Here is a 22,670-nt window from a genome sequence, read left to right as displayed (position 1 = left end):
CGCCGTCCGGTGACATCACCATGCAGTGGTATGCATGACCTTGCGGCTCCACTCGGACACTGTTAGCCTTCTCTGCATAGTCATGCGGAGGTAGGTATGGGAATTCGGGTCGCAGTCGCCGGGGCGAGCGGATACGCCGGAGGTGAGCTGCTGCGCCTGCTGGCCGGGCACCCCGAGTTCGAGCTGGTCGCCGCCACCGCCCACAGTCAGGCGGGGCAACCGCTGGACACGGTGCACCCGCAGCTCACCGGCATGGACCTCACCTTCGCGGCGACCACCCCGGACGTACTGGCCGACGCCGACCTGGTCTTCCTCGCCCTGCCGCACGGTGAGTCGGCCGCTCTCGCGGCCCGACTGCCCGCGCAGGCGCGGGTGGTGGACCTCGGCGCGGACCACCGCCTGGTCGACGGCGACGCCTGGACCCGCTACTACGGCGGCACCCACGCCGGCGCGTGGACCTACGGCCTGCCCGAGCTGCCCGGCCAGCGGGAGCGCATCGCCGCCTCCACGCGGGTGGCCAACACCGGCTGTTACGCGGCCACCATCGTGCTGGCGCTGGCACCGTTGATCGCCGCCGGTGCCGCCGACCCGGCCGATGTGGTGGTCGTCGCCGCCAGCGGCACCTCCGGCGCGGGCCGGGCCGCCAAGACCCACCTGCTGGCCAGCGAGGTGGCGGGCGACCTGTCGCCCTACAAGGTCGGCGCCCACCAGCACGTACCCGAGATCAAGCAGGCCACCGGCGCGACCGGGCTGTCGTTCACGCCGGTGCTGGCGCCGATGCCGCGCGGCATCCTGGCCACCGTCACCGCGCTGCCGACCGGCGAGGTGGACCCCCGCGCGGTGCTGGCACAGGCGTACGCGGACGCACCTTTCGTGCACCTGCTGCCCGAGGGACGGTGGCCGCACACCGCCGCCACCCTCGGCGGCAACGCCTGCCACCTCCAGGCCACCGTCGACGTCGACTCCGGTCGGCTGATCGTGGTCGCCGCCCTGGACAACCTCGGCAAGGGCGCCGCCGGCCAGGCGGTGCAGAACGCCAACCTGATGTTCGGTCTGCCCGAGACCACGGGCCTGTCCTGCTTCGGAGTCGCGCCATGACCGTCACCACCCCGGCGGGGTTCCGGGCGGCCGGGGTCGCCGCCGGCCTCAAGACCAGCGGCGCCTCCGACGTGGCCCTGGTGGTCAACGACGGCCCGGACGCCGGGGTCGCCGCGGTCTTCACCAGCAACCGGGTCAAGGCCGCGCCGGTGATCTGGACCCAGCAGGTGGTCCACGGCGGCCTGGTCCGGGTGGTGGTGCTCAACTCCGGCGGCGCGAACGCCTGCACCGGTCCGGCCGGCTTCCAGGACACCCACGCCACCGCCGAACACACCGCCGCCGAACTGACCTCGGTCACCGGCCGGGAGTACGGCGCCGGTGAGGTGGCCGTCTGCTCCACCGGCCTGATCGGTGAACGGCTGCCCATGGACAAGCTCCTGCCGGGAGTGGGCGCGGCGGTGCGGGCCCTGACCGGTGACGGCGGCGACGCCGCGGCCGAGGCGATCATGACCACCGACAGCCGACCGAAGACCGCCGTGACGCGCGGCGACGGCTGGACCGTCGGTGGCATGGCCAAGGGCGCCGGCATGCTGGCCCCCGGCATGGCCACCATGCTCTGCGTCCTGACCACCGACGCGGTGGCCACCCAGGAGACGCTCGGCGCCGCGCTGCGGGCGGCCACCCGGGTCACCTTCGACCGGGTCGACTCGGACGGCTGCATGTCGACGAACGACACGGTGCTGCTGCTGGCCAGCGGTGCCTCCGGGGTCGCGCCGAGCGAGGCGGAGCTGACCGACGCGGTCACCGCCGCCTGCCACGACCTGGCGAGGCAGTTGCTGGCCGACGCCGAGGGTGCCACGAAGGAGATCTCCATCGAGGTGGTCGGCGCCGCAGGCGAGGACGAGGCGGTCGAGGTGGGTCGGTCGGTGGCCCGCAACAACCTGGTGAAGACCGCGCTGTTCGGCAACGACCCGAACTGGGGGCGGATCCTCGCCGCCGTCGGCACCACCTCCGCCGCGTTCGAGCCCGACGAGATCGACGTGGCGGTCAACGGGATCTGGATCTGTCGGTCCGGCGCCGCCGCCGAGGACCGGTCCCGCGTCGACCTGACCGGACGGGACGTCACCATCCGGATCGACCTGCACGCCGGTGCCGCCGAGGCGACGGTGTGGACCAACGACCTGTCGCACGGGTACGTGCACGAGAACTCGGCGTACTCGACGTGAGCGCGAGGAACGCAGCGAAGCGGAGTCCCGCAGTCGCGAGCAAAAGGTTAACGACATGATCTATCACGGAAGGCCGGTCCGGTGACCCTGACCTCGGATCTGACCCGCGCCCAGGAGAAGGCCGCCACCCTGATCGAGGCCCTGCCCTGGCTGGCCCGCTTCTCCGGCTCCACGGTCGTGGTCAAGTACGGCGGCAACGCCATGGTCGACCCCGAGTTGCAGCGGGCCTTCGCCGCCGACATGGTGTTCCTGCGCTACGTCGGGCTCAAGCCGGTGGTGGTGCACGGCGGTGGGCCGCAGATCTCGGCGATGCTCGGTCGGCTCGGCATCGACAGCGAGTTCCGGGGCGGCCTGCGGGTGACCACTCCGGAGGCGATGGACGTGGTCCGGATGGTGCTGGTCGGGCAGGTCGGCCGGGAACTGGTCGGGCTGATCAACGCGCATGGTCCGTTCGCGGTCGGTCTCTCCGGTGAGGACGCCGGGCTGTTCACCGCGGTACGCCGGCACGCGTACGTGGACGGGGAAGCCGTCGACGTGGGTCAGGTCGGTGACGTCGAGTCGGTGGACGTCTCGGCGGTGGACGACCTGATCGGGGCGGGTCGGATCCCGGTGATCTCCACGGTGGCGCCGGACGTGGACGGGGTGCTGCACAACCTCAACGCGGACACCGCCGCCGCCGCGCTGGCGGTGGCGCTGCGCGCCCGCAAGCTGGTCGTGCTCACCGACGTGCCCGGCCTGTACGCCAACTGGCCGGACACCTCCAGCCTGGTCAGCGAGATCGGCACCACCGAGCTGGCCGAGCTGCTGCCGTCGCTGGAGTCGGGCATGGTGCCCAAGATGGAGGCCTGCCTGCGTGCGGTCACCGGCGGCGTACCCGCGGCCCACGTGGTCGACGGCCGGGTCGCGCACTCCACCCTGTTGGAAGTTTTCACCTCGGAAGGCTTCGGGACGATGGTGATCCCCTCATGAGCGAGCGGAGTGCCGGCATGACGCTGGTCGAGCGGTGGCGGCAGTCGATGATGGACAACTACGGCACGCCGCCGCTGGCCCTGGTGTCCGGTTCCGGCGCGGTGGTGACCGACGAGACCGGTCGGGAGTACGTGGACCTGCTCGGTGGCATCGCCGTCAACTCCCTCGGTCACGCGCACCCGGCCGTGGTGGCCGCCGTGTCGAAGCAGGTCGCCACGCTCGGACACGTCTCCAACCTGTACGTCGCCGAACCTCCGGTGGCCCTGGCGGAGCTGCTGCTGGCCCTGGCCGGACGTCCGGGTCGGGTGTTCTTCGCCAACTCCGGCGCCGAGGCCAACGAGGCGGCGTTCAAGCTGTCCCGGCGGACCGGCCGCACCCACGCGGTCGCCACCGTCGGCGGTTTCCACGGCCGGACCATGGGTGCGCTGGCGTTGACCGGTCAGCCGGCCAAGGCCGACCCGTTCCGTCCGCTGCCCGGCGAGGTCGACCACGTCCCGTACGGTGACGTCGCCGCGCTGGAAGCGGCGGTGACCGACGCGACCGCGATGGTGATCCTGGAGCCGATCCAGGGCGAGAACGGCGTGGTGGTCCCGCCGGCCGGCTACCTCGCCGCCGCCCGGCGGATCACCGCCCGGCACGGCGCGCTGCTGGTGATCGACGAGGTGCAGACCGGCATCGGTCGCACCGGGCACTGGTACGCGCACCAGGCCGAGGGCGTCGAGCCGGACGTGGTGACCCTGGCCAAGGGGCTCGGCGGCGGACTGCCGATCGGTGCCACCCTGGCCTTCGGTCCGGCCGCGGACCTGCTGGTCGCCGGGTCGCACGGCAGCACCTTCGGCGGCAACCCGGTGAGCTGCGCCGCCGCGCTCGCGGTGATCTCCACGATCGCCCATGAGGGACTGCTCGACCACGTCAAGCGGATCGGTGAGCGGCTGCGCCGGGGCATCGAGGGGCTCGGGCACCCGTTGGTGGGCGGGGTGCGGGGTGCCGGGCTGCTGCTCGGCGTGACGCTGACCGCGCCGGTGTCGGCCGCCGCCACCGAGGCGCTGCGCGGGGCCGGTTTCCTGGTGAACCCGATCCAGCCGGACGTGCTCCGGCTGGCCCCGCCGCTGATCCTCAGCGCCGACCAGGCCGACGCGTTCCTGGCCGCGCTGCCCCTCGCCCTCACCGCCGCGGCCGATACCCGTGTCCCGGCCGGTACCCCTGATCCGACCTCGACGGAGGCCAGCGAATGACCCGGCACTTCCTGCGTGACGACGACCTGTCGCCCGCCGAGCAGGCCGCCGTGCTCGACCTGGCGGCCCGGATGAAGGCCGACCGGTTCGCGTACGCGCCGCTCGCCGGGCCCCGGTCGGTGGCGGTGCTCTTCGACAAGCAGAGTCTGCGTACCCGGATCTCGTTCGACGCCGGCATCGCCGAACTCGGCGGGCACCCGCTGGTGGTGGACACCCAGGTCACCCACTTCGGGCGGGGGGAGACGCTGGCCGACGCTGGCCGGGTGCTGTCCCGCTACGTGGCCGCGATCGTGCTGCGCACGCACGGCGACGACCGGATCGCCGAGGTGGCCGAGGGGGCCACCGTGCCGGTGGTCAACGCGCTGACCGACGGCTTCCACCCCTGCCAGCTCCTGGCCGACCTGCTGACCGTGCGGGAACGCTTCGGCGACACCGCCGGGCGTACCCTCGCGTACGTCGGTGACGCGGCGAACAACATGTCCCACTCGTACCTGCTGGCCGGCGCGACCGCCGGGATGCACGTCCGCGTCGCCGGTCCGGAGGGCTTCGCGCCCGACACCGACGTGGTGGCCCGCGCCGAGGCGATCGCCGCCGACACCGGCGGCAGCGTCCAGGTGCTCGTCGACCCGGTCGCCGCGGTCCGGGACGCCGACGTGGTCGCCACCGACACCTGGGTCTCGATGGGGCAGGAGAGCGACGGGCTGGACCGCGCCACCCCGTTCCTGCCGTACCAGGTCAACGAGGAACTGCTCGGGCACGCCGCACCGACGGTGATCGTGCTGCACTGCCTGCCGGCGCACCGAGGCGAGGAGATCACCGACGAGGTGCTGGACGGCCCGCGCAGCGCCGTCTTCGACCAGGCGGAGAATCGGCTGCACGCCCAGAAGGCGTTGCTGACGTTCCTGCTGACGGAGACGACATGAGCGCACCCGTGACCCGTGCCGCCCGGCACGCCCGCATCGTCGAGCTGATCCGCGACCGGGCCGTCCGCTCGCAGACCGAGCTGGCCGAGTTCCTCGGCGACGAGGGCGTCCAGGTCACCCAGGCCACGCTCTCGCGGGACCTGAAGGAACTCGGTGCGGTCACCGCCCGGGGCGGCGACGGCCGGGCCGTGTACGTCATCCCGGAGGACGGTCACCGGCCGCTGCGCGACGCCGAGGCGGCGCCGGCCCGGCTGGTACGGCTGCTGCGGGAACTGCTCAACGAGGTCGACTCCAGCGGCAACATCGCGGTGCTGCGCACCCCGCCGGGGGCGGCACAGTATCTGGCCAGCGCGTTGGACCGGGCGGGCCTGCCGGAGGTGGTCGGCACCATCGCCGGCGACGACACCATCCTCGTGGTGGCCCGCGAATCCGACGGCGGAGCCGCGCTCGGCGAACGACTCGCCGGCTGGGCCCGCCGCGACGAGTACACCGAAGGGAACACAGCACCATGACCGAGCGGGACCGCGGGCGGGACGCCCGGTGCGGAGCGTCGCGGTGGTGACCACCAGAATGGACCAGGTGGACGACAAGAGCCTGACCGAGAACAGCGCGCCCGCCAACCGTACGAGCCTGTGGGGTGGCCGGTTCGCCGGTGGCCCGTCGGAGGCGCTCGCCCGGCTGTCGGTGAGCGTTCAGTTCGACTGGCGGCTGGCCCCGTACGACATCGCCGGTTCCCGGGCCCACGCCCGGGTGCTGGCCGGCGCCGGCCTGCTCGACCCGGACGAACTGGGCCGCATCCTCGCCGCCCTGGACGACCTGGAGGCGGCCTGCGCCTCCGGCGCGTTCCGGCCCACCGTCGACGACGAGGACGTGCACACCGCCCTGGAACGCGGGCTGCTGGAACGGCTCGGCAGCCTCGGCGGCAAGCTGCGCGCCGGCCGCTCCCGCAACGACCAGGTCGCCACCGACCTGCGGCTCTATCTGCGCGACCACGCCCGGGGGGTGGCCTCGCGGCTGGTCGAGCTGGCCGAGGCGCTGGTGGAGCAGGCCGAGCGGCACGTGGACACCGCCGCGCCCGGGATGACGCACCTGCAGCACGCCCAGCCGGTCACCTTCGGCCACTGGCTGCTCGCCCACGTGCAGCCGCTGCTGCGGGACCTGGAGCGGCTGCGCGACTGGGACCACCGCACCGCGGTCAGCCCGCTCGGCGCGGGCGCGCTGGCCGGGTCGGGGCTGCCGCTGGACCCGGTGGCGGTCTCCAAGGAGCTGGGCTTCCGGACCTCGTTCGCCAACTCGATGGACGCGGTCGCGGACCGGGACTTCGTCGCCGAGTTCCTCTTCATCACCGCGATGGTCGGCGTGCACCTGTCCCGCCTCGGCGAGGAGGTGGTGCTCTGGACGTCGCAGGAGTTCGGCTGGGTCGAGCTGGACGACGCCTTCGCCACCGGGTCCTCGATCATGCCGCAGAAGAAGAACGCGGACATCGCCGAGCTGGCCCGGGGCAAGTCGGGACGGCTGGTGGGTGGGCTGGTCGCGGTGCTGACCATGCTCAAGGGCCTGCCCATGACGTACGACCGGGACATGCAGGAGGACAAGGAGCCGGCCTTCGACGCGGTCGACACCCTGGAACTGCTGCTGCCGGCCCTGGCCGGGATGATCTCCACCATGACGGTACGCGTCGACCGCCTGGTCGCCGCCGCGCCGGTGGGCTTCTCGCTGGCCACCGAGGTGGCCGACTGGCTGGTCCGTAAGGGTGTGCCGTTCCGCGACGCACACGAGATCACCGGCAAGCTGGTGGCGCTCTGCGCGGTCCGGGACTGCGCCCTCGACGAGGTCTCCGACGAGGACCTGGCCACGGTCAGCGAGCACCTCGACCCGAGCGTCCGCGACGTGCTGTCGGTCCGCTCGGCACTGGCCGCCCGGACCACGCCCGGCTCGACCGGTCCCGGCCCGGTCGCCGACCAGCTCGCCACCGCCGCCGACCGGCTGGCCGGCTGGCGGGAGTGGGCGGCGGAGCAGGTCGTACCCCGCTGAGGCGGACGGCCCGGCCCGGTCGACACCGGCCGGGCCGTCCGCGTCGGGGTGACGACGGTCGGCCGAATCGAGTGACACGACCTCGTACGCTGCTGGCATCAGCGTCGCTCTATCGTGGAATGGGGTCGTCGTGTCATTCACCGATGCAATTCGCTCCGCGCTTTCCCAGTACGCGGGCTTCGGAGGACGGGCTCGTCGCTCCGAGTACTGGTGGTTCGCCCTGTTCCTCTTCGGTGTCGGGATCGTGGCTGCGCTCATCGACAGCGCACTGGGTCTCGACTTCGACGCGACGACGGGTGGACCTGTCTCCCTGCTCGTCAACCTGGCCTTCCTGCTGCCGTCGCTGGCGGTCTCCGTGCGCCGCCTGCACGACCTGGGCCGTTCCGGCTGGTGGCTCCTGATCGGGCTGATCCCGATCGTCGGGTGGATCGTGCTGGTCGTGTTCTTCGTGCAGGACGGCCAGCCCGGTCTGAACCATTTCGGCCCCAGTCCCAAGTCCTAGTCGGCTCCTGCGCCTGCGGTTCCCCACCTCTGGTCGGCGCCCTGTCGAGCTGAACCGTTCGTGCTGTCGGCCTCGGTGGAGCGCCCGGGCCGTCAGTCGGCGGCCTGGTCCGATCGGGTGCGGGCGGCCAGCCGGTCGTAACGTTGGCGGGCGGCCTGGGCGCTGCCCAGGCCGAGCCCGTGCCCGATCGCCTGCCAGGTCAGCCCACGGCTGCGCGCGAGGTCCAGCAGTCCCGCCTCCATCGTGTCGACCTCCGCCCGCAGGTGTGGGAAGAGGGTCAGTGCGGCGAGCAGGTCCGCCTCGTCGACCGGTTCCTCGCCCGGCGCCGCCTCGGCCGCCCCGGCAGCCAGGGCCAACACCACGGCGATCGCCTCGTACGGATCGGCCGCGTACGGGTTGGTGTGCCGGCGGCGCTGCACCTCGGTGGCGGCGTGCCGCTCGGTGAGCCGGTGCAGGGCTGCGTAGGTGTGGTGGACCCGATCCTGGGCGGCCTGTGCTGAGGTGCGGGGAGAGGCGGCGGTCATGCCCCCAGTCCACTACTTCAACGAAACGTTGTCAACAGATCGTTGAAGATCGGGTTCGGTGAAGCAGATGCCGAACTGACGGCCAGGAGCCCTTGAGGCCAGAGGAGCGTCGATTGCCGGGCGTCGGTTGGGCGTCGACACCTTGTCCACCGAGGCGCCTGTCGAGCTGACCGCAGCAGCGGATCGGGCATCGCCCCACACCCGCACTCGGTGCGGGCGATAGCGCCGACGGTTCAGCTCGAAAGGCGGCAAGGAGGAGTACGGGAGGCCCGATCCGTCGAGGTCGGGTGCGCTCCATGGAGAGCATGGATCAATACTTTCACCTGGCCGTACAGCAGAGAGTTGTGACTGTGGCGCGCTGAGTCAGGTGATCCGGATGGCTGCCGTAACGACCTGACGAGTCTGCTCGGTAAGTCTCCGTCGCTGTTCCTGATCTGGCGGCTCCGAGACGTCGGCGCCTGGTTGCCGATCGAACTCCGGTCGGGGTTACCTGGACGGGTGGACCACTCCTGGCTGACCGCGCCCGCCGCCGAGGTCGCCGAGACCGCGCGCACGCTGCTCGGCTGGGAACTCGCGGCCGGCGGTGTCCGGATCAGGCTCACCGAGGTCGAGGCGTACGCCGGCACCGGAGAGGACCCGGCCTCGCACGCCCATCGCGGGCCGACTCCGCGTACGCGGGTCATGTTCGGTCCGGCGGGCCACGCCTACACGTACTTCGTCTTCGGCATGCACTGGTGCCTGAACGTGGTCTGCGGGCGCGAGGGGAAGGCGGCGGCGGTGCTGCTGCGCGCCGGTGCGGTGGTCGACGGGCTGGATCTCGCCCGCAAGCGTCGCGGCGAGGTGCCCGACCGGGACCTGGCGCGCGGTCCCGCCCGGTTGGTGGTGGCGCTGGGGCTCGACGCGACGGCGAACGGCACCAACCTCGTCGACGGCAGCGGGCCGCTGCTGCTGACTCCGCCGACGCGGCCGGTCGCGCCGTCCGAGGTCTCCGCCGGTCCTCGGGTCGGCGTGGCCGCCGCCCACGACGTCCCCTGGCGCTTCTGGATCACCGGTGACCCGACGGTCAGTGCCTACCGTCGCCACGTGCCCCGGCGACGGCGCTGACCCGCGACCGCGCTGACCTGGGTCTGCCAGGCCGCTCTATCCGACTGCGGTGCGGACACCGAGACCGGCCAGGAGCGCGCCGGTCAGCCGGTCCAGCAGTCGGCGTACCCGGAGGGTGCGCAGCAGGCGGGCCGCCGCACCCGAGACCACGGTCCAGCCGGCGAGCCAGCAGGTGTGCAGCACCGCGTGCGCCGAGGCCAGCACCAGCATCGGCACCAGCACGGAGCGGTGTGAGCCGAGGAACTGCGGGGCCAGGGTCAGGTAGACGGCGGCGGCCTTGGGGTTGAGCACGGTGCCGAGCAGCCCCTGCGCGTACGGGTGGTGCCCGCGCCACGGCAGCCGCCGGGGCCGGCGGGCGGTGGCCGGGTCGTCGGACCCGACCGGACCGTCGGACAGGGCGGGGTGGTCGGACAGGGCAGGGTTGGTCAGGGCAGGGTTGGTCGGGTGTCGGCGGCGGATGGTGGACAGCAGCAGCCACAGCCCGAACCCGACCAGATAGGCGGCGCCGAGCAGCTTCACCGTCCAGAACGCCTGCGACGAGCGCAGCACCAGCGCGGCGAGGCCGACGGCGGCGAGCGTGCCGTGCACGTAGATCCCGGTGACCGTACCCAGGATCACCCACCACCCCTGCCGGGACCCTCCGGCGGCGACCCGCGACACGACCAGGGTCAGGCTGGTCCCCGGCGTCAGGGTGATCGGCGCGACGGCGATCAGGAAGCCGAGTACGGCGACCCTGTCCAACCTCAGACCACCACGCGGTAGTGGGTGGTCAGCAGTCCGGCGTCGTCGTACACGTGGAACGCCACCCCGGGTGGTTGGCGCAGGTCGACAAGCGGTCCGTCACCCTCCCAGGGCAGCCGGAGCGTGGAGACGACGCCGGGCGCGATCCGCAGTGGCCGACCGGCGAAGGTGCTCGCGGCGGCGGTATGGAAGTGGCCGGTGAGCACCGCGACGACCTGTGGGTGGGCGGCCAGCAGTGCGGCGAGCGGCGCGGTGGGGGAGAGCCGCATCGAGTCGACGACGGGGTGGTGCAGGGCGACCGGCGGGTGGTGGAAGGAGACGAAGACCGGTGTCCCCGCCGGCACCGAGCCGAGTTCTCCGGCGAGCCACTCCATGGTCTCCTCGTCGAGGTGACCGTCGTTCTCGCCGGGGATCGACGAGTCCGCGAGCAGGAAGACCGCGCCGGCGACGTCGTGCCGGGTGTTGATCGGGCCGCTGCCGCCCCCGTCGTCTCCGAGCAACCCCTTGCGGTACGCGTCCCGGACGTCGTGGTTGCCGGGGCAGACCATGACCGGCAGTGGGGATGCGAAGAGTTCCGCGGCGAGCCGGTACTCGGCCACCTCGCCGTGGTCGGCGATGTCCCCGCTGATCAGGATCGCGTCGACCGGTCGGGGTAGGGCGTGCAGGTAGTCCATCACCCGGGCGGTCCGCTCGGCCGAGCGAGGATGGCTGTCGAGGTGCGTGTCACTGAGGTGTGCGATGACGAGCACAACATCCCCTAATGGTTGTAGCGCCTTTAGGCATTAGGGAAACTACACGTGATCGAATCGGGTGCGTCAAGCAGGTCCCGAGGAGGCCCGATGTCACAGCAGCTCGTGCTCGCCCTGGCGAGCACCATCCGGCACGACGGCAACGGAGGCGTGGCCGACGACCTCGCCGACGTGGCCGGACTGGCCACCTGGCTCCGGGAACAGGCTGAACCACTGCGGGCGTACGCCGCCGAGCCGTTCGCCGGTACGCCGGACGAGCAGCTCCGCCTCGACGTGGTCGCGGTGCGGCGTGCCGTACGCGCCCTCTTCGCGCACGCGGTCCGTCCCGGGCCGCCGAGTCGGGCCGACTCCTCGACGCTGCTGCCCGTGCCGGATGCCGTCGACCGGCTCAACGAGGCCGCCGGTCGGCTGCCGGTCCGGCCGGTGCTGAGCTGGCCGGAGGATTCGACGCCGACGGTCGCCTGGCGGGGGGCGGTGCCCGACGCCCGGCGGTGGCTCACGGCGGTGCTGGCCCGGGCGGCGATCGAGTTCCTCGCCGGTCCGGCCCGCGCCCAACTGCTCGCCTGTCCGGCGCCGCGCTGCGTGCGCTACTTCGTCAAGGACCATCCCCGCCAGGCGTGGTGCAAGCCGTCCTGCGGCAACCGTGCCCGGGTGTCCCGGCACTACCAGCGCCAGACGGCGAACCCGACGGTCCCGTAGCGTTCCGGCGGCGATCCGGGCTTCCCGGCGGCGACCCCGGCCGGGGATGAGCGCGGCGTGACGGGGGACACTGGAGGGGGCCGGGGCTACGGAATAGTTGACGAGTCAAATATGTTGTCCGCAACGCCGGGTACGAACCGCCCGGGTCGGACGACACGAGGAGCTGTCATGCAGTTCGGAGTCTTCACCGTCGGCGACGTCACGGTCGACCCGACCACCGGTCGTGAGCCGACCGAGGCGGAGCGGATCAAGGCGATGGTGGCCATCGCGCTCAAGGCCGAGGAGGTCGGTCTCGACGTCTTCGCCACCGGCGAGCACCACAACCCGCCGTTCGTGCCCTCCTCGCCCACCACGATGATGGGCTACATCGCCGCCCGCACCGAGCGGCTGCTGCTGTCCACCGCGACCACGCTGATCACCACCAACGACCCGGTGAAGATCGCCGAGGACTACGCGATGCTCCAGCACCTGGCCGACGGCCGGGTCGACCTGATGATGGGGCGCGGCAACACCGGCCCGGTCTATCCCTGGTTCGGCCAGGACATCCGCAACGGCATCCCGCTCGCCATCGAGAACTACGACCTGCTGCGCCGGCTCTGGCGGGAGGACGTCGTCGACTGGTCGGGCAAATTCCGTACCCCGTTGCAGTCCTTCACCTCCACGCCGCGACCGCTCGACGGCGTGCCGCCGTTCGTCTGGCACGGCTCGATCCGCAGCCCGGAGATCGCCGAGCAGGCCGCGTACTACGGTGACGGGTTCTTCGCCAACCACATCTTCTGGCCGGCCGAGCACACCCGCCGGATGGTGGGCCTCTACCGGCAGCGCTTCGCGCACTACGGCCACGGCACCGCCGACCAGGCCATCGTCGGCCTCGGCGGGCAGGTCTTCATGCGCCGCAACTCCCAGGACGCGGTACGCGAGTTCCGGCCCTACTTCGACAACGCGCCGGTCTACGGGCACGGTCCGTCGCTGGAGGAGTTCACCTCGCAGACGCCGCTGACCGTGGGCAGCCCGCAACAGGTGATCGACCGGACCCTCGGTTTCCGTGACTACGTGGGCGACTACCAGCGTCAGCTCTTCCTGGTCGACCACGCCGGCCTGCCGCTGAAGACCGTGCTGGAGCAGCTCGACATCCTCGGCGAGGAGGTCGTACCGGTGTTGCGTAAGGAGTTCGAGTCGCTGCGTCCCGCCCACGTCCCGGCGGCACCGACGCACGCCTCGCTGCGCGCCGCCGCCGAGCGGGCCGCCTCCGGCGACGACGCGCTGGCCGGCGCCGCGTCGGCGGAGGGGGAGCGGTGACCGTACGCGCGATCGCCGTCGTCTCGGCCGGCCTCAGCCAGCCGTCGTCGACCCGGTTGCTCGCCGACCAGCTCGCCGCGGCCACCCGCGACGAGCTGGTCGGGCGCGGCGAGCAGGTCGAGCTGCACCACGTCGAGCTGCGCGAGTACGCCCACGACATCGTCAACCACCTGCTCACCGGGTTCGCTCCGGACGCCCTGCGGCAGGTGCTCGACCAGGTCACCGGCGCAGACGGCCTGATCGCCGTCACGCCGATCTTCAACGCCTCGTACAGCGGCCTGTTCAAGTCGTTCTTCGACCTGCTCGACGCCGACGCGCTGGGCGGACGACCGGTGCTGATCGGCGCCACCGGGGGCACCGCCCGGCACTCCCTCGCCCTGGAGCACGCGCTCCGCCCGATGTTCAGCTACCTGCGGTCGGTGGTGATGCCGACGGCGGTCTTCGCCGCCTCCGAGGACTGGTCCGGCGGCACGGCCGAGGGCGCGCTGCGGTCCCGGATCACCCGTGCCGCTCGGGAACTCGCCGAGCAGGTGCACCGCGCCGCCCCGTCGGGCGGACCGGCCGACCCGTTCGCGCTCGGCACCGACTTCGAGCGGCTGCTGCGCGGCGGCGACGCCTGACCGACGCGTGTAGCGGCGGTGACGCCTGACGCGCGAACGCCCTCGCCGTGACCCGGCGAGGGCGTTGGCGACTCAGAGCTCCGGTTCGTGCGGGTGAGCGACCAGCACCGGGCAGCGGGCGTGCTGCACCAGCGCCTGGCTGACCGAGCCGAGCAGCAGTCCGGCGAAGCCGCCCCGCCCACGGGAGCCCGCCACCACCAGGGCCGCGTCCGAGGTCGCCTCGATCAGCGCCTGGTCCGGCTTCGCCGCGGTGATCAACCGTTCCTCGACGGTCAGCTCCGGATGGCTGCCCCGGGCCGAGGCCGCCGCGGTGGCCAGCAGCGCCGCCGCCTCCCCGCCGTCGTCCGCGTGCCGTTCGTCGGCGACGTGCGCCAGCACCAGCGTGCCGCCGCGCCGGACCGCTTCCTCGGCGCCGTACCCGACGGCCAGCTCGGCCGACTCGGAGCCGTCCACCCCGACCAGCACCGGTCCCTCGGTCGGCAGCGGACGGTCCGGTGGCCGGACCACCAGTACCGGACAGTGGCCGTGCGCGGCGACCTGGGTACCGACCGAACCGAGCAGCAGCCCCGCGAAGCCGCCGAGACCCCGGCTGCCCACCACGACCAGTTCCGCCCGCCGGGACTCCTCCACCAGCGTCGCGCCCGGGCCTCCGGCCACCTGGCGTACCTCGACGGTGAGCCCCGGCCACCGGTCGACCAGCTCGGCGGAGGTCTGTTCGAGCATCTTCCGGCCGTCCTCGGTCGGCGCCGGCAACCCCACCTCGTACGGGTTGATCGGCACCCCGTAGCCGAGCGGGTGCAGGTACCCGTGCACCAGGTGCAGCGGGCGGGATCGCCAGACCGCCGCCTGCGCCGCGTGTTCCGCGGCGACCAGGCTCGGCGGTGATCCGTCCACCCCCACCACGACAGGTCGGTTCATCGGCCCTCCAGATTCGCCTCTGCCCATTGTCGGGGCCGTCCACCGGCGGGCCGGCCTCGACACACCACCGGCCTCGACCCGCCACCACCCCCGGTCATGATCCTCCGACGGCGACCAGCCCCAGCGGGCGCAACCCGACCGGGTGGGCGGCGTCGACCGGTGCCGTCCCCACCAGGGCCGCCGCCACCGCAAGCACCCGCAGCCCGGTGTCGGCGATCCGCTGCGCGGCGGCGGTCAGGGTGGTCACGTCCCCGTCGACGGCGTCGAGCAGCGGCAGGCGCAGCACCCCCTCCGGCGCACCGGTGCAGACCACCAGGTACCGGCGGTCGCAGCAGCGGTGCACCGTGGTCGTCCGGCGCAACCGCCGGTCGAAGGGGTGCGTGGCGAGACGTGGCCAGGCGGTCCGGGTGCGGACCGGGTCGAGCCCGCAGCGGGCCGCGAAGGTCACCAGCGCCGCCTCCACCGGATCGCCGACGGCGTACCAGTCCGGTCGGTCGGCGTCCGGCGGAGCGACGGAGGCGTCGGAGCAGAGCAGCCCGGCCCGCGCCAGGCGGCGAAGCTCGTCCGGTACGGCCACCGGTGTGCCGTCGCGGTGCACGCCGCCGAACGGGGCGTACCCGGTGCCGGTCACGTCGAAGCGGACGCCGTCCGAGGTGACCACGTGCCGTACCGCCCACCGCCTCTCGGTGCGGGCGCCGGTCGCGCCGTCCGGTGCCGCTTCCGCGACCACCCCGGTTCGCGTCGCGTGCTTTCCGCCGGTGACCTGGACCTGTCCGGCCAACGTCCGCTCCGCCCTGTGCCCGGGCCGTCCCGCTGACGGCTCTCCCGACACCAGCCTGGTCCGGTCCGGCGCCGGGCGGCAGGGGCGATCCGCCCGCGTGGCCCGGGACCAACGGCCCTGCCCGGCCGAGGCAGGCGCTGCGTATCGTCTGAGGAATGACCGACGACCTGCGGCTGCGGCCCGTCGGCGAGGACGACCTGCCGGAGTTCTACGCCCACCAGTTGGACGCCGAGGCCAACCGGATGGCCGCCTTCGGTCCGGCGGACCCGGCCGACCCGCGCGTGTTCGCCGCGCGCTGGGTCCGCATCCTGACCGACCCGGGCATCCTGGCCCGCACCGTGACCGTCGACGACGCCGTGGTCGGCTACGTGCTGGCCTTCCCCGTCGGGGACCGCACCGAGGTCAGCTACTGGATCGACCCGGCCCGGTGGGGCCGGGGCCACGCCACGCGGGCGCTCGGCGCGTTGCTCGGGGAGGTGACCCGACGGCCGCTGTACGCGCGCGCGGCGGTCGACAACGCCGGCTCGCTGACCGTGCTGCGGCGCTGCGGGTTCGTCGTGCGCGGCACCGACCGGGCCTTCGCCCCGGCCCGTGGTCACGAGGTCGACGAGTACGTCCTGGAACTGCCCGCCTGACCGCCCACCTCGCCGGACCGCCCGCCCCGCCGGGCCGCTGACCAGGGCGGCGACTACCCTCGCGGGGTGAATTGGCTGGAACTCGTCGGCTGGGCCGGCTCCGCGTTGCTGGTGTGGTCGCTGCTGCAGACGCGCATCCTGCGGCTGCGCGCCCTCAACCTGGTCGGCTGTTTCGTGCTGATCGGCTACAACGCCGCCGTGCAGGTGTGGCCCATGGTGGGGCTCAACGTCGTGCTGGCCGTGATCAACGTGTGGTACCTGCGGGGGCTGCTCACCACCCGGCACGACGAGCAGACCTACCAGGTGGTCGAGGTGGGTGCCGACGACGCGTTCCTGGCCCACACGCTGCGGGTGCACGCCGCCGACATCGCCCGGTTCAACCCCGGCTTCCACCCCGGGCGGGTGACCGGCCGCGCGGCCTTCCTGGTGGTACGCGACGACGAGGTGGTCGGCGTGGTGTTGGCCCGCGACGTCGGCGACGGCGTCGCCCAGATCGACCTCGACTACGTCACCCCGGCCTTCCGCGACTTCACCCCCGGCGAGTTCGTCTACCGGCGCAGCAGCCTCTTCACCGACCGGGGGTTCCGCCGCGTGGTCAGCCCACCGGGCATGGTCGGCGCGTACTACCACCGGCTCGGTTTCCGCCGCGAGGGCGACTCGTTCGTCCTGGACCTGCCGGCGCCGACGGTGTCGTTGGGCTGACCGTCCGCGTGACGGCCGTACCCGGTCACAAGCCTCGTGCCGATACCAGGATTCGGCGTCGGGGCGACGGGGAATTGGCACCGCTACGCCGCGGGGCCTCCGCCGGCGACGCCACCCGGCGTGGTCCAGTGAGGGAGAGAACCGGGCGTGCAGAGCTACTGGAGCCAGCTGGCCCTGGTCGGAGTCCTGATCGTGATCAACGCGATCTTCGCCGGTAGTGAACTGGCACTGGTGTCGCTGCGGGACAGCCAGGTCCAGCGGCTGGAACGCACCGGCCGCGCCGGACAGGTGCTGGCCCGGCTGGCCCGGGACCCGAACCGGTTCCTGGCCACCATCCAGATCGGCATCACCCTGGCCGGTTTCCTCGCCTCGGCCGCCGCCGCGGTGTCGCTGGCCCGACCGTTGGTGCCACTGCTGGAGGACGTCTTCGGCCGGGCCGCCGAGATGGTCGCGGTCGTCCTGGTCACGCTGGTGCTGACCTTCGTCACCCTGGTCTTCGGCGAGCTGGCCCCGAAGCGGATCGCGATGCAGGTGCCGGAGCGGTGGGCGCTGCTGGTCGCCCGCCCGCTCGACCTGCTCGCCGCCCTCACCCGGCCGGCGGTCTGGGTGCTCGGCGCCACCAGCGACCTGGTGGTACGGCTGTTCGGGCTCGACCCGAAACCGGAGCCGGACGAGATCAGCCCCGACGAGCTGCGGGACATCGTCTCCGGCCACCACGGCTTCACCAAGGAGCAGCAGACCATCATCGCCGGGGCGGTGGAGATCGCCGACCGCCGGCTGCGCGCCGTGCTGGTGCCCCGGCTGCGGGTCTTCTGCCTGGACAGCGGCACGACCGCCGAGGACGCCCGGCTGGTGCTCGCCGCGTCCGGACACTCCCGGGCGCCGGTGGTCCGGCACGGCGGGCTGGACGAGGCGGTCGGCGTCATCCACCTGCGCGACCTGGTCGGCGTCCGCGACGACCGGCCCGTCGACGAGTACGTCCGCCCGCCGATGCTGCTGCCCGACTCGGTGCCGGTGGTCGACGCGCTGCGCCAGTTCAAGGCCGAACGCCAGCACATGGCGTTGGTGGTGGACGAGCGGGGCGCCGTGGACGGCATCGTCACGCTGGAGGACATCCTGGAGGAGATCGTCGGCGAGATCTACGACGAGACCGACCGGGACGTGCACTCGGTGCGTACCGAGCCGGACGGCGCGCTGCTGCTGCCCGGCACCTTCCCGGTGCACGACCTGCCGGACATCGCCGTGGAGCTGCCGAACCGCCCGGAGGGCGACTACACCACCATCGCCGGCCTGCTGCTGGCCGCCCTGGGCCGCATCCCCACCCAGGGCGAGCACGTGACCGTCGACGGCTGGCTGCTGGAGGTCACCGAGGTCGACACCCGGGCCATCCACGGGGTACGGCTGTGCCGGCCCGGCGACCCGGAGACCCCGGACACCGCGACCGACTCCGCCGAGCGGTCCCCGACCGACCCGTCGGAGCACACGCCGGCCGACGCGGAGGTCTCGTCCCCGGCCGACCCGCCGAGGGCGTCGACGGACCCGACGGGTCAGTCTGCGGCCGGTCGGGCGGCCCAGGCGCGGACGGAGACGCCGGAGCCGACGCCGGACGAGCGGACCGTGCTGGACGGGACCCGACCCTAGAGCCCGTCCGGCGGCACCTCGTCGCCGGGCGGTTCCGGCAGCGGCGGGTCCAGCCGGACCCGGTGCAGCGGCACCTGCACGGTGCTGCGGCCGAGTCGCCGGGCCACCGCGCGGATCGCCCACGGGCCGGACGGATGCCGCTCCGGCCCGATCAGCCGCCCGCTCACCCGGCCGTACCAGTGTCGGGTCACCACCAGGTCGGTCAACCGCAGCGGCCCTGCCGGACCACCCCGCACCACCAGGTCGACCACCCGACCCAGCCGCCGACCCTGCTCGTCGTACACGGTCCGGCCGAGCAGCTCACCCGCTCGCACGGCCGGACCCCGGGATTCGGCCGATCAACCTGCGCCGCAACCACTCCTCCACCGGCGAGGGAGCAAGCTCCTCGGCCGACACCCGCAGCCACACCGCGCTGTCGACCCGGGCGACCAGGTCGTACGGGATACGCAGCGGCGCCACCGGCCGGTCCGTGACGAAGCGTTCGGCGGTGAGCACCAGCATCCGCCCGAGTCGCCCGCCGACCCGTGCGCCGAGCGCGCCGGGCCCGCTGAGCACCGTCCGCAGGTACGGCACCCCGTCCGCGTCGAACGCGAACTCCACGTCGTCCACCTTGCCGAGCAGGCGCCCCGCCACGTCGACGAGCTGGCGGTCGAGCAACTGCCGACTCACCTCGATCCTCACTGTCCCATCCTCGTGCCCACGGCCAGCGGTACGGCGGCGATCGCCGCCGCGACGATGACCAGCAAAATCACCGCGCCGAGCAGGTTGAGCGCCCGCCCGTTGACCCGGTCGCCGAGGTACGTACGGTCGTTGGCGACGACCAGGATCGGCAGGTACGTCAGCGGCAACGCCACCGCGCTGATGATCAACATGTACTCGGTGAGCGTCACCGGGTCGATCGTGGTGAGCAGCAGTAGTACCCCGAGCAGCACGCTGACCAGCAGCACGGTGTGGAACCGGGCCGCCTCGCGCGGGCTGACCCGCTTGCCCCACTGCCACCCGAAGTACTGCGCGGCGGCGTACGCGGCGGAGAGCCCGGTCTCCAGCGCGGCGCCGAAGGTGACCGCGAAGAACGCCAACGCCGCCACCGCCAGTCCGACCGTGCCGAAGGCCAGCACCACCGGGTGGGCGACCTCGTTCAGGCTGCTTACCGTCAGCCCGGCCGGACGCAGCACCACGGCGGCGGTGGCGATCAGCGACAACGCGAGGAACCCGCCGATCGGGAACCCGACCAGCACGCTGAACCGGGCATCGGCCAGGTCGGCCGCGCCCCAGCGCTCCTCCACCCCGCCGGAGGAGAAGAAGAACACCTCGTACGGGCTGACCGTGGAGGCGAACAACGCCACCGCCACGAACCAGTACGCGCCCCAGCCCTGCCCGGAGTCGCTCGGCGAGATCACGCTGCGGCCGAGTTCCGCCCAGTCGGTGGGCAGCCAGAACAGCGCCACCGCGAAGACCACCAGGGACAGCCCGGCGAGTCCGAACACCCGCTCCATCAGCGGGAAGCGCATCCGCCACAGCACCAGCCAGACGGCAGCCCCGGCGATCGGCACCCACACCAGGTACGGCACGCCGGTGGCCAGCCGCAGCGCCAACGCCACCCCGCCCAGTTCGGCGGCCAGCGTGATCACCGTGACCAGGTACGACGCCACCAGGTTGACCAGGGCCACCCGCGCGCCGAGCCGTTCCCGGACGAGGTCGAAGACCGCCCGGCCGGTCACCGCCGCGATCCGTCCGGCCATCTCGGCGTACGCGCAGATGGCGACCACCCCGAGCAGCAGCACCCAGGTGTGCGCCATGCCGAACCGCGCGCCGGCCTGCCCGGCGGCGACCAGGTCGCCGATGTCCACGAAGCCACCGACCGCGGACAGGATGCCGAGCGTGGCGGCGAGCAGCTTCCTCACGTCGGCGGCGGCGCGGGCTCGGTCATCGACGCGACCATATCGCCGTTAACGCGGCAATTTTCCGCAAAACCGGCATCAGCTGCCGGACTCAGCGCACCTCAGTCGGCCGTCCCCATGCCCGAGCGCCGACGCGGGCGGCGGATGCCGGGCGTCGGGCCGGGGTCAGGCGTTCGGGTAGAGGTTCTGCAGGCGTACCTGTCCACGGGCCACCAGCCGGTCGTCCGCGTCGGTGATCTCCACCTGCCAGAGCTGCTGGCTGCGTCCCCGGTGCACCGGAGTGCCCACCGCGGTCAACTCGCCGTCGCGTACCGCCCGGAGGAAGTCCGTCTGGTTGGACACGCCGACGACCTGGCCCCGGTCACCGAGCCACACACCGCCGCCCACGCTGGCCGCCGTCTCCACCACCGCGCAGTAGACCCCGCCGTGCTGGAGCCCGTACGGCTGGTGCAACTCCGGGCGTACCCGCCAGCGGATCGTCACCCGGTCGCCGGTCATCTCGTCGAACTCCAGCCCGAGCAGCCCGGCGAAGCCGCTCGACACGTCCGGGAACTCCACGGCAGCCTCCTCGATCTTGGCGTCGTCAGCGTAACCGGAGTTCCGGCACGCGCTGACCCGGTAGGGCCGGACCCGGCCGATGGGGGAGAATCGGTGACCGTGACCGACAGCAGCCTCCCGTCGCCCCGGCGGGACTCCCTGACCGATGACCTGCGGTGGCGCGGCCTGATCCAGGACTCCACCGACCCCGACGAGCTGCGCGCGTTGCTCGACGGCAGCGGGGCCGCGTTCTATGTCGGCTTCGACCCGACCGCGCCGAGCCTGCACGCCGGCCACCTCATGCAGGTCACCACCGCCCGTCGCCTCCAACTCGCCGGGCACCGGCCGCTGCTGCTGGTCGGCGGTGCGACCGGGCAGATCGGTGACCCGAAGGAGAGCGCGGAGCGCACCCTGAACGCCCCCGAGGTGGTGGCCGGATGGGTCAGTCGCATCCGCGACCAACTCGCCCCGTTCGTCTCGTACACCGGGGACAACGCCGCCGAGCTGGTCAACAACCTGGACTGGACCGGCGAGATGTCGGTGGTCGAGTTTCTCCGCGACGTCGGCAAGCACTTCCCGGTCAACAAGATGCTGGCCCGCGAGGTGGTCCGCGCCCGGCTGGAGAGCGGGATCAGCTTCACGGAGTTCAGCTACCAGCTCCTCCAGGCCAACGACTTCTTCGAGCTGCACCGTCGGCACGGCTGCCAACTCCAGTTCGGCGGCTCGGACCAGTGGGGCAACATCACCGCGGGCGTGGACTACGTACGCCGCCGCGGGCTCGGCCCGGTCCAGGCCTTCACCACCCCGCTGGTCACCAAGTCGGACGGCACGAAGTTCGGCAAGACCGAGGGCGGCGCGGTCTGGCTCGACCCGGAGATGACCAGCCCGTACGCCTTCTACCAGTTCTGGATCAACGTCGACGACCGGGACATCGGCCGTTACCTGCGCTACTTCAGCTTCCGTTCGCGGGAGGAGCTGGAGGCGCTGGAGAAGGAGAGCGCGGAGCGCCCGGCGGGTCGGGCGGCGCAACGCGCCCTGGCCGAGGAGCTGACCACCCTGGTCCACGGCGAGCGCGAGATGGCGCAGGTGGTCGCCGCCAGTCAGGCGCTCTTCGGCCGGGGCTCGCTGGCCGACCTGACGCCGGTGACGCTGCGCGCCGCACTCGCCGAGGCCGGCCTGGTACGCCTCGACCGGTTGCCGGACGTGGCCACCCTGCTCAAGGAATCCGGCCTGGTTCCGAGCATGAAGGAGGCCCGGCGGGTGATCGCCGAGGGCGGCGCCTACCTTAACAACGACCGGGTGACCGAGGTCGACGCCGTGCCCACGGCGCAAGACCTGCTGCACGGGCGGTACCTGGTGCTACGCCGGGGCAAGCGCTCCTTCGCCGGCGTCGAACTGGAGAGCTGAGCCCGGTGTGACGCGAGACGCGTCCGGCGGATTTGACGATCAATCCGTCGGGCGCGTAACTTTCTCTCTGTCAGCGCGGAACGGACGAAACGGTCGAAAGGCCTGAGGCTGGAGCGCTGGTCAACCCCTCGAACGCGGTGGAGACACTCACCGACACCGAGGCCGGGTGGTGCCCCTGGATCCGCCGCGAGGCGGATTTGGCGAGGCGGAACCGACCGGGTAAGGTTGACGACCGGCAGGGAACCGGGCGAGCGAGCGGGAGACCGCAAGCGGCCGGCCTGCCAAAGCCACGAAACGAGCGGCGAAAGCCGAACGGATTCATGGCGCCCGGTAAAAGGGTTGAAGCGCGACAAACCAGCGGAAGCCGGTTTGACACGGTTGAAACCGCCGGGTAACGTAGTAAAAGTGCTCGCCGCGAGGTGGGTGCGGGTTGGTCCCCGGAGGGGTGCCTGCTGGTCGGGTGTTCTGATGGTGTGTGGTTGTTC

General features: G+C 72.5%; 25 protein-coding genes. 16 read left to right on the top strand and 9 right to left on the bottom strand.

The window, feature by feature from the left end:
• Nucleotides 1-96 precede the first annotated feature (96 nt).
• From argC to ABT008_RS28365, 8 genes are all read left to right on the top strand, one after another.
• Complete coding sequence (gene argC / locus ABT008_RS28400) at nucleotides 97-1,098, top strand: N-acetyl-gamma-glutamyl-phosphate reductase (protein WP_350700080.1); 1,002 nt, start codon at nucleotides 97-99, stop codon at nucleotides 1,096-1,098.
• The gene (argJ, locus tag ABT008_RS28395; RefSeq protein ID WP_350700078.1) at nucleotides 1,095-2,264 is read left to right on the top strand and encodes a bifunctional glutamate N-acetyltransferase/amino-acid acetyltransferase ArgJ; all 1,170 of its coding nucleotides are present in this window, start codon (nucleotides 1,095-1,097) and stop codon (nucleotides 2,262-2,264) included. The genes argC and argJ overlap by 4 nt, the downstream gene beginning before the upstream one ends.
• A gap of 81 nt (nucleotides 2,265-2,345) precedes the next feature.
• A complete protein-coding gene (argB, locus tag ABT008_RS28390; RefSeq protein WP_350700076.1) occupies nucleotides 2,346-3,233 on the top strand; it encodes an acetylglutamate kinase in 888 nt (295 codons plus the stop codon).
• Between the two features lie 17 nt (nucleotides 3,234-3,250).
• Nucleotides 3,251-4,468 (top strand): acetylornithine transaminase, encoded by a 1,218-nt coding sequence (locus tag ABT008_RS28385; protein WP_350700137.1) that lies wholly within the window; start codon nucleotides 3,251-3,253, stop codon nucleotides 4,466-4,468.
• Nucleotides 4,465-5,391: an ornithine carbamoyltransferase gene (gene argF, locus ABT008_RS28380; protein WP_350700074.1), complete on the top strand. Its 927-nt coding sequence runs from the start codon at nucleotides 4,465-4,467 to the stop codon at nucleotides 5,389-5,391. The genes ABT008_RS28385 and argF overlap by 4 nt, the downstream gene beginning before the upstream one ends.
• Nucleotides 5,388-5,903: an arginine repressor gene (locus ABT008_RS28375; protein ID WP_350700072.1), complete on the top strand. Its 516-nt coding sequence runs from the start codon at nucleotides 5,388-5,390 to the stop codon at nucleotides 5,901-5,903. Before argF ends, ABT008_RS28375 begins: the two co-directional genes overlap by 4 nt.
• Nucleotides 5,904-5,961: 58 nt before the next feature.
• Nucleotides 5,962-7,425 carry an argininosuccinate lyase gene (gene argH / locus ABT008_RS28370; RefSeq protein WP_350700135.1) on the top strand — a complete coding sequence of 488 codons (1,464 nt, stop codon included), beginning with the start codon at nucleotides 5,962-5,964 and terminating at the stop codon, nucleotides 7,423-7,425.
• A gap of 130 nt (nucleotides 7,426-7,555) precedes the next feature.
• Nucleotides 7,556-7,927, top strand: coding sequence for a DUF805 domain-containing protein (locus tag ABT008_RS28365; protein ID WP_350700070.1), 372 nt, complete (start codon nucleotides 7,556-7,558; stop codon nucleotides 7,925-7,927).
• A 92-nt stretch (nucleotides 7,928-8,019) separates the two neighbouring features.
• Here the strand turns inward: ABT008_RS28365 and ABT008_RS28360 are convergent, their stop codons facing one another.
• A complete protein-coding gene (locus ABT008_RS28360) occupies nucleotides 8,020-8,451 on the bottom strand; it encodes a DNA-binding protein (protein ID WP_350700068.1) in 432 nt (143 codons plus the stop codon).
• Nucleotides 8,452-8,949: 498 nt separating this feature from the next.
• Between ABT008_RS28360 and ABT008_RS28355 the strand changes: the two genes are divergently transcribed.
• Nucleotides 8,950-9,555 carry a DNA-3-methyladenine glycosylase gene (locus ABT008_RS28355; RefSeq protein WP_350700066.1) on the top strand — a complete coding sequence of 202 codons (606 nt, stop codon included), beginning with the start codon at nucleotides 8,950-8,952 and terminating at the stop codon, nucleotides 9,553-9,555.
• A gap of 36 nt (nucleotides 9,556-9,591) precedes the next feature.
• Here the strand turns inward: ABT008_RS28355 and ABT008_RS28350 are convergent, their stop codons facing one another.
• Together ABT008_RS28350 and ABT008_RS28345 are read right to left on the bottom strand one after the other, a co-directional pair.
• Nucleotides 9,592-10,296, bottom strand: coding sequence for a LysE family translocator (locus ABT008_RS28350; RefSeq protein ID WP_350700064.1), 705 nt, complete (start codon nucleotides 10,294-10,296; stop codon nucleotides 9,592-9,594).
• A gap of 2 nt (nucleotides 10,297-10,298) precedes the next feature.
• A complete protein-coding gene (locus ABT008_RS28345; protein ID WP_350700062.1) occupies nucleotides 10,299-11,045 on the bottom strand; it encodes a metallophosphoesterase in 747 nt (248 codons plus the stop codon).
• 90 nt (nucleotides 11,046-11,135) lie between these two features.
• Here ABT008_RS28345 and ABT008_RS28340 point away from each other — a divergent pair, with 90 nt between their 5' ends.
• From ABT008_RS28340 to ABT008_RS28330, 3 genes are all read left to right on the top strand, one after another.
• Nucleotides 11,136-11,744 carry a CGNR zinc finger domain-containing protein gene (locus ABT008_RS28340; RefSeq protein WP_350700060.1) on the top strand — a complete coding sequence of 203 codons (609 nt, stop codon included), beginning with the start codon at nucleotides 11,136-11,138 and terminating at the stop codon, nucleotides 11,742-11,744.
• A 168-nt stretch (nucleotides 11,745-11,912) separates the two neighbouring features.
• The gene (locus tag ABT008_RS28335) at nucleotides 11,913-13,043 is read left to right on the top strand and encodes an LLM class flavin-dependent oxidoreductase (RefSeq protein WP_350700058.1); all 1,131 of its coding nucleotides are present in this window, start codon (nucleotides 11,913-11,915) and stop codon (nucleotides 13,041-13,043) included.
• Nucleotides 13,040-13,663, top strand: a complete 624-nt coding sequence (locus tag ABT008_RS28330) for an FMN reductase (protein ID WP_350700056.1) — start codon at nucleotides 13,040-13,042, stop codon at nucleotides 13,661-13,663. The genes ABT008_RS28335 and ABT008_RS28330 overlap by 4 nt, the downstream gene beginning before the upstream one ends.
• Before the next feature lie 72 nt (nucleotides 13,664-13,735).
• Here ABT008_RS28330 and ABT008_RS28325 read toward each other — a convergent pair whose 3' ends face one another.
• Together ABT008_RS28325 and ABT008_RS28320 are read right to left on the bottom strand one after the other, a co-directional pair.
• Nucleotides 13,736-14,581: a universal stress protein gene (locus tag ABT008_RS28325; RefSeq protein WP_350700055.1), complete on the bottom strand. Its 846-nt coding sequence runs from the start codon at nucleotides 14,579-14,581 to the stop codon at nucleotides 13,736-13,738.
• A gap of 94 nt (nucleotides 14,582-14,675) precedes the next feature.
• Entirely contained in the window at nucleotides 14,676-15,362 is a 687-nt protein-coding gene (locus ABT008_RS28320) for a hypothetical protein (protein WP_350700053.1), read from the bottom strand.
• 155 nt (nucleotides 15,363-15,517) lie between these two features.
• Between ABT008_RS28320 and ABT008_RS28315 the strand changes: the two genes are divergently transcribed.
• The 3 genes from ABT008_RS28315 (at nucleotide 15,518) to ABT008_RS28305 (ending at nucleotide 18,340) form a co-directional block, all read left to right on the top strand.
• Entirely contained in the window at nucleotides 15,518-15,997 is a 480-nt protein-coding gene (locus ABT008_RS28315) for a GNAT family N-acetyltransferase (protein WP_350700051.1), read from the top strand.
• 66 nt (nucleotides 15,998-16,063) lie between these two features.
• Nucleotides 16,064-16,699, top strand: coding sequence for a hypothetical protein (locus tag ABT008_RS28310; protein ID WP_350700049.1), 636 nt, complete (start codon nucleotides 16,064-16,066; stop codon nucleotides 16,697-16,699).
• 147 nt (nucleotides 16,700-16,846) lie between these two features.
• Nucleotides 16,847-18,340, top strand: a complete 1,494-nt coding sequence (locus tag ABT008_RS28305) for a hemolysin family protein (RefSeq protein WP_350700047.1) — start codon at nucleotides 16,847-16,849, stop codon at nucleotides 18,338-18,340.
• Here ABT008_RS28305 and ABT008_RS28300 read toward each other — a convergent pair.
• The 4 genes from ABT008_RS28300 to ABT008_RS28285 form a co-directional block, all read right to left on the bottom strand.
• Nucleotides 18,337-18,654 carry a PRC-barrel domain-containing protein gene (locus tag ABT008_RS28300; RefSeq protein ID WP_350700045.1) on the bottom strand — a complete coding sequence of 106 codons (318 nt, stop codon included), beginning with the start codon at nucleotides 18,652-18,654 and terminating at the stop codon, nucleotides 18,337-18,339. The two genes, ABT008_RS28305 and ABT008_RS28300, sit on opposite strands and share 4 nt — an antisense overlap.
• Nucleotides 18,641-19,021: a hypothetical protein gene (locus ABT008_RS28295; RefSeq protein ID WP_350700043.1), complete on the bottom strand. Its 381-nt coding sequence runs from the start codon at nucleotides 19,019-19,021 to the stop codon at nucleotides 18,641-18,643. The genes ABT008_RS28300 and ABT008_RS28295 overlap by 14 nt, the downstream gene beginning before the upstream one ends.
• Nucleotides 19,018-20,244 (bottom strand): NRAMP family divalent metal transporter, encoded by a 1,227-nt coding sequence (locus ABT008_RS28290; protein WP_350700041.1) that lies wholly within the window; start codon nucleotides 20,242-20,244, stop codon nucleotides 19,018-19,020. Before ABT008_RS28290 ends, ABT008_RS28295 begins: the two co-directional genes overlap by 4 nt.
• Before the next feature lie 162 nt (nucleotides 20,245-20,406).
• Nucleotides 20,407-20,799, bottom strand: coding sequence for a PaaI family thioesterase (locus ABT008_RS28285; RefSeq protein ID WP_350700039.1), 393 nt, complete (start codon nucleotides 20,797-20,799; stop codon nucleotides 20,407-20,409).
• Between the two features lie 99 nt (nucleotides 20,800-20,898).
• Between ABT008_RS28285 and tyrS the strand changes: the two genes are divergently transcribed.
• A complete protein-coding gene (gene tyrS / locus ABT008_RS28280) occupies nucleotides 20,899-22,185 on the top strand; it encodes a tyrosine--tRNA ligase (protein ID WP_350700133.1) in 1,287 nt (428 codons plus the stop codon).
• The last annotated feature ends 485 nt before the right edge of the window (nucleotides 22,186-22,670 follow it).

Source organism: Micromonospora sp. NPDC002389, from assembly GCF_040296095.1.
Taxonomy (GTDB): domain Bacteria; phylum Actinomycetota; class Actinomycetes; order Mycobacteriales; family Micromonosporaceae; genus Micromonospora.
Note: the sequence above shows the minus strand (reverse complement) of the source record. Positions and strands in the feature narration are given on the sequence as shown.

Coding starts and splice junctions, on each gene's coding strand:
- argJ (WP_350700078.1), top strand. CDS start 1,095: ATGACCGTCACCACCCCGGCGGGGTTCCGGGCGGCCGGGGTCGCCGCC.
- ABT008_RS28315 (WP_350700051.1), top strand. CDS start 15,518: ATGACCGACGACCTGCGGCTGCGGCCCGTCGGCGAGGACGACCTGCCG.
- argC (WP_350700080.1), top strand. CDS start 97: ATGGGAATTCGGGTCGCAGTCGCCGGGGCGAGCGGATACGCCGGAGGT.
- ABT008_RS28375 (WP_350700072.1), top strand. CDS start 5,388: ATGAGCGCACCCGTGACCCGTGCCGCCCGGCACGCCCGCATCGTCGAG.
- ABT008_RS28340 (WP_350700060.1), top strand. CDS start 11,136: ATGTCACAGCAGCTCGTGCTCGCCCTGGCGAGCACCATCCGGCACGAC.
- ABT008_RS28385 (WP_350700137.1), top strand. CDS start 3,251: ATGACGCTGGTCGAGCGGTGGCGGCAGTCGATGATGGACAACTACGGC.
- ABT008_RS28335 (WP_350700058.1), top strand. CDS start 11,913: ATGCAGTTCGGAGTCTTCACCGTCGGCGACGTCACGGTCGACCCGACC.
- ABT008_RS28360 (WP_350700068.1), bottom strand. CDS start 8,451: ATGACCGCCGCCTCTCCCCGCACCTCAGCACAGGCCGCCCAGGATCGG.
- ABT008_RS28325 (WP_350700055.1), bottom strand. CDS start 14,581: ATGAACCGACCTGTCGTGGTGGGGGTGGACGGATCACCGCCGAGCCTG.
- argF (WP_350700074.1), top strand. CDS start 4,465: ATGACCCGGCACTTCCTGCGTGACGACGACCTGTCGCCCGCCGAGCAG.
- argH (WP_350700135.1), top strand. CDS start 5,962: ATGGACCAGGTGGACGACAAGAGCCTGACCGAGAACAGCGCGCCCGCC.